This is a genomic window from Alloalcanivorax sp. (genome assembly GCF_964221125.1).
Classification (GTDB): Bacteria; Pseudomonadota; Gammaproteobacteria; order Pseudomonadales; family Alcanivoracaceae; genus Alloalcanivorax; species Alloalcanivorax venustensis.
In genome coordinates this window covers 21924-34193 of the sequence record NZ_CAXPXK010000100.1, presented here as the reverse complement: position 1 = coordinate 34193, position 12270 = coordinate 21924, and the positions used below count along the sequence as shown (strand labels likewise).

7 protein-coding genes are annotated in these 12270 nt (G+C 59.8%); 4 read left to right on the top strand and 3 right to left on the bottom strand.

Features of this window, described 5'->3' with window-relative positions; genetic code table 11:
- Nucleotides 1–104 precede the first annotated feature (104 nt).
- The 3 genes from ACEQZD_RS12420 to ACEQZD_RS12410 all read right to left on the bottom strand — a co-directional run bounded on the left by ACEQZD_RS12420 (nucleotide 105) and on the right by ACEQZD_RS12410 (nucleotide 4627).
- On the bottom strand, nucleotides 105–1724 hold the full coding sequence (locus ACEQZD_RS12420) for a class I adenylate-forming enzyme family protein (protein ID WP_204427020.1): 1620 nt from the start codon (nucleotides 1722–1724) through the stop codon (nucleotides 105–107).
- 125 nt (nucleotides 1725–1849) lie between these two features.
- Nucleotides 1850–2893, bottom strand: coding sequence for a BtrH N-terminal domain-containing protein (locus ACEQZD_RS12415; RefSeq protein ID WP_370185901.1), 1044 nt, complete (start codon nucleotides 2891–2893; stop codon nucleotides 1850–1852).
- A 93-nt stretch (nucleotides 2894–2986) separates the two neighbouring features.
- A complete protein-coding gene (locus ACEQZD_RS12410; RefSeq protein WP_089033106.1) occupies nucleotides 2987–4627 on the bottom strand; it encodes a 3-(methylthio)propionyl-CoA ligase in 1641 nt (546 codons plus the stop codon).
- Between the two features lie 666 nt (nucleotides 4628–5293).
- Between ACEQZD_RS12410 and ACEQZD_RS12405 the strand changes: the two genes are divergently transcribed.
- From ACEQZD_RS12405 to ACEQZD_RS12390, 4 genes are all read left to right on the top strand, one after another.
- Nucleotides 5294–6574: an outer membrane protein transport protein gene (locus ACEQZD_RS12405; RefSeq protein ID WP_335629007.1), complete on the top strand. Its 1281-nt coding sequence runs from the start codon at nucleotides 5294–5296 to the stop codon at nucleotides 6572–6574.
- Between the two features lie 35 nt (nucleotides 6575–6609).
- Nucleotides 6610–9687, top strand: a complete 3078-nt coding sequence (locus tag ACEQZD_RS12400) for an Ig-like domain-containing protein (protein WP_335629006.1) — start codon at nucleotides 6610–6612, stop codon at nucleotides 9685–9687.
- A 118-nt stretch (nucleotides 9688–9805) separates the two neighbouring features.
- Complete coding sequence (locus tag ACEQZD_RS12395) at nucleotides 9806–10771, top strand: alpha/beta hydrolase (RefSeq protein WP_335629005.1); 966 nt, start codon at nucleotides 9806–9808, stop codon at nucleotides 10769–10771.
- Complete coding sequence (locus tag ACEQZD_RS12390; RefSeq protein ID WP_067608714.1) at nucleotides 10752–12254, top strand: NAD(P)/FAD-dependent oxidoreductase; 1503 nt, start codon at nucleotides 10752–10754, stop codon at nucleotides 12252–12254. Before ACEQZD_RS12395 ends, ACEQZD_RS12390 begins: the two co-directional genes overlap by 20 nt.
- Nucleotides 12255–12270: the final 16 nt, after the last annotated feature.

Below are 12270 nucleotides of genomic sequence, written 5' to 3'. Positions count from 1 at the left end.
ATCTGTTCCCGACCATGGTTGTGTGACAGCAGCCTATCGAGGTCATTTTTTGACAATACGGGGTCATTTGGAGACACCCAATGAGAGGCATGACGGCGAACCGGCTACAGGGCTCGCAATTCCTTCTTCAGAATCTTGCCCACCGGATTGCGGGGAATGGCGTTGATCAGTTTCATCTTTTCCGGCAGCTTGTAGACACTCATGCCCTGCTCCCTCAAGTAGTCGTTGATTTCCTCCAGGGTCGGTGGGTTATCCTCGTCAACAGGCACCACGCAGATACAGATCCGCTCGCCCATGATCTCGTCCGGTTGGGGTATGACCGCGACGTCCCGTACCTTGCCGAAGCCCAGCACCGCGTTCTCCACCTCCACACTGGAGATATTGTAACCACCCCGAATCACGATGTCCTTCTTGCGGTCATAGAACCCTAGGTGCCTGTCATCCCGCACGATGAAAAGGTCGCCGGTGCGGAAAAAGCCGTCATAAGTGAACGAAGCCGCGGTAATATCCGGGCGCTGAAAGTAGCCCGCGAACACACCCGGGCTGCGATAGCAAAGCTCGCCGATGCCACCTGGTTCGGTTATCTCCTCATCCTCATCGCCGAGAATTTTCAGCTCGACCCCGCTGACGCCGGAAGGCCATTGGACTCCTGCCTTGCCCCACCAGGGCAGGTGATCCACCCGCATCTCCAGGTCCGGCACATCGGCCGGGCCGGCTACCAGACTGGTGCCCTCGTTCTGGCCCCAGATGTTGACGATCTCGATGCCCCAGCGGCGCTTGAACTCCTGCATCGACCAGGCCGAGGGGGGCGCCGAACCGGTGGTGATGGTTCGCACGCTGGAGAGATCCAGCTGGTCCACGTTGGGCAGCTTGACAATCATGTTCAGCATTGCCGGCACCAAGATGGTGTACTGGATACTCTCCTCGGTCAGCTGGCGCAACAGGATTTCCGGCGTAATCGGATGATGCAGCACCAGGGTGCCCCTCGCCGCCAGCCAGGGGAGGTAGTTCACCCCTACCGCCGTCATGTTCACCAGCGGTGCCACACACAGGATACGGTCACCCTCGCGCAGGCCACAGGTGGTGAACACCAGGTTGGTCATGTACTCCCAGTTGTTGTGGCTCATGGGGCAGCCCTTGGGGTTTGACTCAGTGCCCGAAGTCCAGCACAGGGTGAAGATGTCATTGGCATCCACCGGCACCTCCGGGACCCGGCCCGGATCTCCATGGGCGATATCGGTCAGCGCCGCCAGGCCAATGTAGTGCTCGAAGCCCAGCTCCTGCCCCAGGGCCCGGTAATCAAAGCCGTGGAAGCTTTCCACCGAGGCGTAGAATCTGGCGCCGGTGATCTCTTTCACATAGCCCACATCCTTGCTTCGCCATTGCAGGGGCAACGCGGAAAGCAGACCGCCGGCCTTGGCCGCCGCCAGATAGAGCATGGCCAGCTCCCAGATGTTCGGCAACTGCGCCACCAGTAGGTCGTCCTTGCCGAAGCCCCGGCGTGCCAGCTCGGCGGCGGTGGCGTCCACGGCCCGACCAAACTCGGCCCAGCTGAGCCGCTGGGGCGGTGTGCCGACCAGCTCGTCACGATTGGGTGGATCCACCACCGCTTCCCGGTCCGGGTAGGCGGCACGATTGGCGGCAAAGCGATCCAGCAGGGTTCTGTCACCCCAGTAGCCTTTATCGGAGTATTCCTCGATCAGTTCAGGTTCGTGTAAGATCATTTACCCTATTCCTCCAAGCTTATTGGCCCCAACCGAGTCCGCGCTCGCTGCGCCTTACCGCCTTGTGGTTCATGGCTGGCATCCGCGAGCGGCGGGTCGGGTCTCGCCGGCGCTCACCGCCGACTCTACGGGCTTGCCGCCTCCTCCAGCGCCTGCACCGCGCGTTGCTCGGATGACGGGAGTTGTTCGGCATGGACGACGAGCGCCCGCCAGTCAAGCTGATCGGCGGCGGCATATGTAGCAAGACGGCTCCAGGCGTTGGCGCAGTCGAGCAGGACGTCGGCGGCACGGGCAAAGGATCGATCGCCAGTGAGGCGGGCAACCTCGGCGCAGAATTCCGCTTCGAGGCGGCGGAACAAGCCACCGCCTGTGCCGGCTTTCTCGACGAAGACCGGTAAGACCCTTAGCGATGCGTTAAGCTGGTCATCAGTCAGGCTATCTCCCCAGGTGGCCAGATCGTCGACGAAGATATTGACGCCCTTCAGGCCGGAGGCGACCACACCATCGGCGGGCAGGTCCGCCGGATCGAACAGCGTCGCATCCGTGCCGCGCATATTGCGCGCCGCGCTTGCCGCTGCATCGCGCGCCACCGGCAGTAGCTCAGGCAGCCGATCAGGAAAGCGTATCGGGTAAGTCGCGTGGCGATTGGGATCGGGAAAGCCATGGGAGGCACGAGCTCGCGCCAGAGCTTTTAGGGGGACTTCCTGCACCTCCTCGCGATCGTTGTCCACCACCCGGGCGACGCTGCGCCTCTCGTCGTAGCCGATGACGACGATGTCATGACGGGTGTTGGATAAACGTACCCTGAGATACGGCAGCTCGGCGATGTCAGCCCAGATCATCACGGGACGGCCGGCGTCGATTTCGTCGGCGACCCAGCGCCAACCCTCGTCCGGATCGTCGGTTTGGCGACGCTCGGTTTCAATGCCGAGGCGGTGGCAGAAGTCGAGCTCCATGTCACCGTTGCGCCCTACCAGGTAGATGGGAGGCGTGAGTTCGGATACTCTCATATACATAAAGGACAGTCCGCCGCCGAGGCCGAACACGAGCCCCTCGCCCGGCGGCCCGTCCCAGCCAAGCCCGGCCCATTCCAACAGGTCGCGCAGTGCGCCCGAGCCGCAGTGCCCACCCATCCGGTGGGGATAGTTGGAGATTTGCACGCTTTTCATTCCACTACTCCAGCTGTGTTCAAAGACCTGAGCCAACGCCGGTTGGCGTACCGCGAGCTCACTCCGCCGACGAGGCGCGGATCGAGGCCTTTTTTAACCGCCAACCTCTGGGAACGAATAGTCCTTGAACTGCTCGCGCAATTTGGCCTTCTGCAGCTTGCCGGTCGCCCCGTGCGGCAGTTCGTCGACGAATACCACGTCATCCGGCAGCCACCATTTCGCGACCCGCTGGCTCAGATAGTCGATCACGCCCTGCTTGTCGAGCTGGCTGTCCGGCTCGCGCACCACCACCAGAAGCGGCCGCTCGTCCCATTTCGGATGATGCACCGCGATGACCGCTGCCTCGGCGATCTCGGGATGCCCCACCGCTTCGTTCTCAAGATCGATGGAACTGATCCACTCGCCACCGGACTTGATCACGTCCTTGGTGCGGTCGACGATCTCCATGTAGCCTTCGGGGTCGATCTTGGAAACATCGCCGGTGCGAAACCAGCCCTCGCTGTCGAAGGCCTTGGCGCTGGCTTCAGGGTTTTCGTAGTAGCCGCTGATGATCGCCGGGCCGCGCACCAGCAGCTCACCGAAGGACTTGCCGTCCCGCGGCAGCGCTTGACCGTCGTCGTTGACGATCTTCATCTCCACCCCGAACACCGCACGCCCCTGCTTGGCCTTGATGTCGAACTGCCGATCAAGCGGCAGATCGGCGTCCTTGGGACGGATCATCGAAACCGTGCCGATCGGACTCATCTCGGTCATGCCCCAGCCCTGCTGGCCTTCGACGCCGTACTTCTCCTGGAATTCGCGCATCATCGCCCGTGGCGCGGCCGAGCCGCCGATAAGAACACGCTTGAGCGAGGTGAACTTCTGCTCGGTCTTACGCATATGACCAAGAAGCCCGAGCCACACGGTGGGCACGCCCCAGGCCTCGGTGACGCCCTCGTTATTGATCAGCTCGGCCAGGCTCTCGCCATCGAGCTTCGGCCCCGGGAAGACGATCTTCGCGCCCACCATTGGCGCGAAGTAGGGGACGCCCCAGGCGTTAACGTGGAACATCGGCACCACCGGCAGCACGGCACTCTCCTCGCCCAGATTCATTCCGGGGATGGTCAACACCGAGAAGGCGTGCAGCAGCGTCGAGCGGTGCGAGTACAGCACCCCCTTGGGATTGCCGGTGGTGCCGGAGGTATAGCAGAGCGACGAAGCGGTATGCTCGTCGAACTCCGGCCAGGCCATTTCATCGGACTGCTCGCCGACCAATTCCTCGTAGCACATCACGTTGGGCAGCGAGGTTTCGGGCATATGAGCGCGGTCGGTCATGACGACGTAGCCCTTCACGCCTTCAAACAGACCTTGCAACTTCTCCAGCAATGGAACGAAGGTCAGATCAAGGAAAATGTACTGATCCTTGGCGTGATTGACGATGTAGCCGAACTGCTCGACCGGCAGACGCGGATTGATTGTGTGACAGATCGCTCCAATGCCGGAGACCGCGTAATACAGCTCCAAGTGCCGATAGGTGTTCCAGGCCACCGTCGCGATGCGATCCCCGGCCTGGACACCCAGCGACTTGAGCGCGTTGGCCAACTGGCGGCTACGCTTGGCCGCATCTTCGTAGTTGTAACGGTGCAGGCCGCCTTCCGGAGTCCGGGACACGATCTCCTGCTCTGGATAGCTGGCGGCCGCGTACTCGATGATCTGGGAAATCATCAAAGGCCGGTCCATCATTAATCCACGCATCTGTCTCTCCTCAATCAGTCGATTTTCTCTGGCGGTTTCTGTCGGATGGCGTATTCGGAACCGCAACAGTCGACAGAACAAAATAGTATTTTTGAGCGCACTGGAGGCCCCGCGATGTTGCTTCCTAACCAAGCGCTTGCTCAAGACCCTATCCTTCTTTAACTTCGATAGGCAAGAACAAGAGCCGCCCCAGAGCGGTCAAGGACCACTCTCCGCGCGATGTCCCGAGCCCGTGTGCTGCTCGCGAAACCGGAGCATCACGCCGCCAGTGGCCGGGCAGCTCCAAGGTGCCGAAAGTGGCCCAGATCCACGAGGACTTCCCCCGCACCGGGACCGGCAAGGCCAGAAGCGCATCATACGCACCGAACTGCGCGACTTTTTCGCTGGAGCGGAAGGCGGCTGACGACGACAACACCGTAAAACCTTAAATTTTCATTGACTGATAAGAAATTTTTCGTATTGCCTCAAAAACAAGTCCAGCGCATTGTTTGTTCGACCAAACAAAGCATGCCAAATGCCACCCCCGAATAACAAAAAGGATGATTCCCTATGACGATAATCAGGTCTCACCATCAGTCCCGCAGATATCTTTTCCTCCCCAACGCGGGTCTTCGGGTCCGTCGTGCCTTGGCCGTTCTGATAGTCGTGCTGCTCCCATGCGAGGTAATGGCCGGAGCGGGCGATGCAGCAAGCACCTACGGCCTGGGCCCCATTCACGCCGGCTCGGCCCAGGCATTCAGCGCTTTCCACAGCGGTGCTTGGGCCACCTACTACAACCCGGCGGCACTTGCGCGCTCGCCGGAAGGTGAACTCACAGTGGTCTTTCAGCACGGTGACCAGGAGTTGCGTGCCGAATCACTCGGCGGAGCCGCACCATTCGATCGCGAAAACGATGTGCTCACGGACCAGAGTTCGGAGTTGCTGCTTCTTGGTATCAAGACCCGTGTCGCCGGCGCGGCGGACTTGGACACACCGATTTATCTTGGTATTAACGTCGGCGTGGATGAGTATGCCTCCAACGCACTGCCTTTCGCGGCCAATACCAGCCAGGAAGGCCAGTTCCTGCGTTTTGAGTCGCAACCCCTGTATCTCGCTTTTGGCGGTGCGGTTGGCAACGTCCTGCGCGGCGTTGATATCGGTGCCTCGGCAAGACTCACGCTGGCGGCCCAGGCCCGCCTTGAAGCGGTCTCCGATCTGTCCGGCAATACCGACTCCGAAGAGCTCTCCCTGGAAGCCGAACCGACATTGACGCCCTCGCTGGGCATTAACGTCAATTTGAGCGACACGCTGTGCGGTTCGAGCGCCTGCCTGCCTTTCGCGCTTAAACCGGAGCTGGCGTTGTTCTATCGAGGGGAATCGGAGTACGACGTCAGCGTGGACGCCAACGTGGTGATTCCTGGCGTCATACCCGAGCCGGGCCTTGATCTTGCACTGGCGACTCTCGACACGTTCCAGCCCCAGGTGTACGGAATCGGATTGCTGGTGCCTTTAGGTAAATTCGAGCTGGTTGCGGCTGTAGAGCGCCAGTATTGGTCCGATCTGGAGAGTGAATTCGCCGGTGACACGGTCAGGGACCAGGCTGGACTGCGCTTTAATGACACCACCGTTCCCCGCATCGGCGTCCGCTACACATGGTCGGACGCTCTTAAACTTTATGGGGGCGTGGCCGTCGAGGATTCCCCACTTCAATCGACCCGGTCCCAGGATGTCAACTTCCTCGACAGCGACCGTATCGTGGTCGGTGTTGGCGCCGATTACCGCCTGAAACGCGCGCCGGTAATCAATATGCCCCTTGTGATGTCCCTGGCTTATCAATACCAGCAGCTTGATGAAAGAGAGTTCAACCTCACATCCATCAACTCGCCAACCAATCCCAGCCCCTACGAGACCGTTCGCGTGGATGGCGACATACACGTCATCTCGGGTTCCCTGTCACTCAAATTCTAGACCGCGATGGCGGAGCCGAATTCAGGAGAGTAGAGATGAATAAGCAAATAAACATTCGTCCGCGGTACGTTTCGTTTGCCCTTTGGGTGTTCGGGCTGATGTTGATCAGTGCGTGCGGCGATGACGAAGGCAAAGTCGCCAATCCATGGCGCGCTTCGGACACACTGGTGTTCGCATACCCCTACCCCGGCCAGCAGGAGGTGCCGACGAGCGGCAATGTCGTGCTGCGTTTCTCCACCACACTGAGTGACGAAGTGAGCGGCGATGTCGAGGACCGTCTGCGGCTCGCCGACGACGCCGGGAACACCGTGCCCTATACCCCCGAAGTGATCGATGGCGGCCGGGGACTGGTACTGAAACCACGGACTTCACTGTCGCCCAATACGCATTATCGGCTGAGTGTCAGCGAGGCGGGCCTGGGGCGTATCGACGATACCGTATTCAAAAATTTTCAATTTCACACGATGGGCGCCCATGCGGGGTTCGCCGACGCCGTCGGCAATGACGGCTTTAAGATACTTGGCATCACCCCTCTGGATCCCGATCCACTGCTGGCCGGCATCGAGGATGCCAGAATAAATGATATGAGCACGCTACGCATGGTCTTCAACCGACCGCTCGACCCGGCCACCACCGTTTATGGCAAGCAGATCACGCTTGTCGACGACCAGGGCCAGCTGATCGACGCCTCCGTGCTACTGCAGGGGCGCTATTTGATACTGGATCCACGCCGGGACCTCGACTCGGTGGAATACACGTTAGCATTATCGGGGCTGCGCAGTCGTGACGGCTCTCTACTGCCGGAAGTCGAGCGCCAGTTCACACCCATGGGCACGCAGCCGCGCGAAACCACGGTCATCAAGGTCGGTTCCCTAGGCGAGCAACAGCCGGACCTGCAATCCCAGCTGACGGGAAGACCGGTCAATCAGGTGCCACTGGACAGCTTTATCATCGGTGACAGCGCCGTTACCGAACTAACAGGCTCGCTAGCCGCGGACCTGGGCTTTGTCCCGGACTTTGCCGATGCCGTCCCCCTCCGGGTGCCGGCCGGCACGGTACTGCGAGGCGCGCCGGTCGATGTCAACATTCTGGGGGAAATCCCCGCCGGTATCGAGACCGGCGACCTGCAGATTACCCTTCTCAGTGACGCCAACGGCTATCTGATTCCCAATCCCTTCAGTACCGAGGCGACGGCGCCTCGCTATGCACTGCTGAGAATGGATGCGGCCATGACCGCGGAGGGAACCATCGCCAATGCCGCCCTCAGTCAGAATCTGCTCAATATCCAGGTCGTCGGTCTCGCCATTGTCGAGGATGGCAAGCTGGTGCTGGATGCGATCTCCGTGGTCGACCCCGACATTCTCGGCCTTGAAAAGGCTGGTGCCCAATTATCCTTCCGCATGGAGTCCTTCGCCGGGCAGCGAAACCCGCCAATGCCTGAGCCGGATCTACGCCCTCTGGAATTACAATCCTGGTCGCCGGGTGAGGACTTCCAGGCCAACACACGCCCGGGGGATCCGGTCATTCTGAACTTTAACAAGGCGATTGATCCTGCGTCGGCGTTTCTTGATGGCGCTATCAACGTCCAGGTTAACGGCACTTCGCTACCACCTGAAGACGTCTCGATGCGTGTCGACGGCGCCACCGTCATCCTCGAAGGCACGGGAATCGTGGAGCACAACCAGGACGTTGAAATCATACTGACCAGCCAACTACGGGACACGGCGGGCAACCCGCTGAGCAAGGATTACACCCTTGATATGCGCCTTGACGATCTGTTTTTGCCGAATGGCAACCGCGACAGCCTTCGTGCGCCCTTGGTAGCCGCTGTTTTCCCCGGATACCCCTGTGCTCTGACCGACGCCCGGTTAACCGGTGAACGATCACAATGGCGTAACGGGCGCTGCCAGGGCGGCCAGGGAAGCGACCCCCTGTTCCCTGTGGTCGGGCTTTTTCGAGAGTACCCTATACGGGTCATCTTCAACCGCCGTATAGATCCGGCAACAGTCAACGGCGACACCTTTTTCGTCGAGCGTCGCGATGCCGGTGGGGATTGGCAAACGGTGCCAGGCCACCTCGACGTGCTGGCGCAACGGGTCGAGTTTTTCCCTGACAGCCCTTGGCGAGACGGTCAGCTATATCGCTATACGTTGCGCTCGGAGCCCACCAGTCCCGACTGCGGAAACAACGCCATCTGCACACTGGACGGTGCTGCCTTGCAAACACGCCAACTGTCACAGAGCAGTGACACGGCTCCAGCGCCGCGCGAGGGAGGCCCCGATATGGTGAACCACTTTGTCGTGACCGGTGACGACCAGCGTTATACCCTCGTATCCCTGCGTTCCCTACCGACGGTCGACGTCAATGCCAATCTACAGGTCGACAATTCAGAACAAGGTGCTACCGACAACAATGGTGTCATCAAGGCGCCCGCCAACCACCTGCGGTTGGAGCTGCGGGACACCGGGGGCGTGATTACCAACGCCAACCTGGGCTGCTCAATTGGCGAGGACTGTCCGGAGAAACGCTTCGCGTTCGTCAGCACCGGCGCGTTGCAGGCCGGCCCCCGGGAATACGACTCCGCCGTCTCCATCAACCGTCGACTGATTGACGGTAACCCGGACACGGATGATCGGACCACGGGCGCTGTTCTTGTTTCCGTCTTTCCAACCACGCTGACCACCACGCAAGTCTTTCTCGAAGCCAGAGCGTTAGGCCTTATCACCATTGGTCTCGAGACAGGTCCCTTGGTTCTGCGTTTACTACCCGAGGGCGATTCACCGTTTATTGAAGGCTACATCACCGAGACAGAGGACGGTCCCTGGTTCAGCACCACTTTCGACCTGTTGATAGACGCGCCTGAACTGGAACCTAGGTTGATTATTGAACTTGGGCACGATATTCGCAGCAAACGGGTTAACAACGTCACTCTCGAAGGACCGCTTCGGTTCGTCGACGATGGCAGACTGATACTCAAGGTCTCCAATCCCGACCCGCTGACCATTCCCGCCAACATCGACCTGATCGGCATCGGTCTGGCGTCGGTTGAACTTGAAGCACCTCCCTTGGGAGTGGACCTGACCTTCACGTTCCTTCCGGTGAAGGATTTTTAACGTGTTTTACCCCGGCCGTTACAAACTGGTCTGGAAAGGGCTGGAGAAGCATTGCCGTTGATATATTCAATCTGTAATATTGGTTGGATGACCAAATGTATTGCCGGAAGAGTTGACTATGACTGACTCTCAGACGACGACATCCTCCGCGCATTGCGGCCTTCGACGCAGTGTTCGGGTGCGATTCACTGGCAGTGACGGGTTGAGTCTGTGGGCCAGCCGCCATGGTGAAGACACGGCGCCCCCCGTATTGCTCCTGCACGGCGGCGGGCAGACCCGCCATGCCTGGTCCGACACGGCGATCGCACTGGCCGATGCCGGCTACTGCGCGTTTAGCCTGGACGCAAGAGGCCACGGCGAAAGCGACTGGTCTCGAGAAGGCGACTACAGTGCCCGAGCCCTTGCAGCGGACCTCAGCGCGGTGATTCGCTCGCTACCGGCCCGGCCGGTTATCGTCGGCGCATCCATGGGTGGTCTGACCGCTTTGCTTACACTTGGCGAGGACGCCTCCCTGGATTGCGAGGCGCTGGTACTGGTCGACGTGGCGCCAAGATTGGAACCTCGGGGCGTCCGCCGGATCATCGAATTCATGCGTCATCATCAGGACGGATTCGAAACGCTGGAGCAGGTACGCGATGCTATCACCGCCTACAACCCGCGCCGCCCGCCATCAAAAGATCTCTCCGGGCTACGCAAAAACCTGCGGCAACACAGTAATGGCCGGTTTTACTGGCACTGGGACCCAGCTTTTCTCAACCACGCGAACGCGCCAACCAAGGCCGGGAGCATGTTCGACCGCGCAAGGCTGGAGCTGGCGGCCCGCCAGTTGGACGTACCGGTGCTTTTGATACGTGGCTACTACAGCGATGTTCTTAGTGACCGGGGCGCAACAGAGTTGCTCACTCTAATCCCCGAAGCACGTTATGTCGTTCTGGAACAGGCCGGCCATATGGTGGCCGGAGACCGTAACAGTGTTTTCACCGAGGCGGTATTGCAATTTCTGCAAGAACGGCCAGCCGCCACTGAGCCGGAATCGTGCCGCACTGCCACTACGGAGCAACACCATGAAACACCCTTATCTTGATGTTCTGATTGTCGGGGCGGGCCTGTCGGGAATTGGCGCGGCCTGTCACTTAAAGGAAAAATGCCCCAACGTCCGTTTTGGAATCGTTGAACGACGCAAACGGATCGGAGGCACCTGGGATTTATTCCGCTATCCCGGCGTCCGCTCCGATTCCGACATGTTTACCCTGGGTTATAACTTTCGACCCTGGACCGATACCAAGATGCTTGCCGACGGCCTTTCTATCCGTCGGTATATTGACGACACCGCACGCGAATACGGTGTGAAACGTCGAATCCAGTTCGGTCTGAAAGTGATCTCGCAATCCTGGCATAGCGAAAACAAACACTGGATCGTCAAAGCCATCGACGAGGCAACCGATGAGGAGCACCAGTTCAGCACCGGCTTTGTATTCAATTGCACCGGATATTACAAGTACGACTCCGGTTACACGCCGGAGATTCCGGGGATCAACCAATTCCGCGGTGACGTGATCCATCCGCAACACTGGCCGGAAAACTACGATTACAGTGGCAAACGGGTGGTGGTTATTGGCAGTGGCGCCACTGCCGTGACGCTGGTACCGGCTATGGCCGACAAGGCGGATCATGTGGTGATGCTGCAGCGCTCGCCCACCTATGTAGCCACCGTGCCAGAGCAGGATCTGATATCCAGGAACCTGCGCCGCATTCTGCCGGAGATGGCCGTTTACCGGCTGGCCCGGACCCGCAATATTCTGTTGCAGAGAGCGGTATATCGGCTTTCTCTGAGTAAGCCCAAGGCGATGCGACGCCTGCTTCTGGCGACCGCGCGCCGGCAGCTCGGCCCGGAGGTCGACATGCGGCATTTCCAGCCCCATTACAATCCCTGGGAAGAACGCATGTGCGCCGTTCCCAAGGGTGATCTCTTCAAGGTTATCCGCGAAGGCCAGGCCTCCGTGGTCACCGACCACATCGAAGCGGTCACCGAAACCGGGATCCAATTGAAGTCCGGCGCTCATATCGACGCTGATGTTCTGATCACAGCCACTGGCCTTGATTTGCAGCTGTTCGGTGGCGCCAGATTGGAAGTCGACGGCCGTGAAGTTCATGTGGCGGACGCCCTGATGTACAAGGGACTGATGCTCGAAGGGGTACCCAATATGGCCCTGGTGTTCGGTTACACCAACGCTTCTTGGACGCTGAAGGCCGATATCGCCTCTGAATTCGTCTGCCGCCTCCTGAATCACATGCGCGATATTGGCGCCCGGGTGGTCACACCCGTCGATGGACAAGGGAGCAAGACCCAGATGAACTTTCTTAATTTACGTTCCGGATATGTTCTTCGCGCCAACGACCGCCTTCCTCGTCAGGGCAGCAGGACCCCCTGGCAGAATCTTGATGACTATTTGCGTGACCTGCCCGCATTACGCTATGGCAACCTCGAGGATGGCCACCTTCGTTTTGAGGGAAGTAGCATCAGGCGCGGAAGGAACCGCGTGTTTCGCAAGTTACTGAGTGCCTGATCCGCCTACCTGTTGG

Bases quoted from the DNA above. Each gene is read 5' to 3' on its own strand.
- ACEQZD_RS12420 (WP_204427020.1), bottom strand. From the start codon at position 1,724: ATGATCTTACACGAACCTGAACTGATCGAGGAATACTCCGATAAAGGC.
- ACEQZD_RS12415 (WP_370185901.1), bottom strand. From the start codon at position 2,893: ATGAAAAGCGTGCAAATCTCCAACTATCCCCACCGGATGGGTGGGCAC.
- ACEQZD_RS12410 (WP_089033106.1), bottom strand. From the start codon at position 4,627: ATGCGTGGATTAATGATGGACCGGCCTTTGATGATTTCCCAGATCATC.
- ACEQZD_RS12405 (WP_335629007.1), top strand. From the start codon at position 5,294: ATGGCCGGAGCGGGCGATGCAGCAAGCACCTACGGCCTGGGCCCCATT.
- ACEQZD_RS12400 (WP_335629006.1), top strand. From the start codon at position 6,610: ATGAATAAGCAAATAAACATTCGTCCGCGGTACGTTTCGTTTGCCCTT.
- ACEQZD_RS12395 (WP_335629005.1), top strand. From the start codon at position 9,806: ATGACTGACTCTCAGACGACGACATCCTCCGCGCATTGCGGCCTTCGA.
- ACEQZD_RS12390 (WP_067608714.1), top strand. From the start codon at position 10,752: ATGAAACACCCTTATCTTGATGTTCTGATTGTCGGGGCGGGCCTGTCG.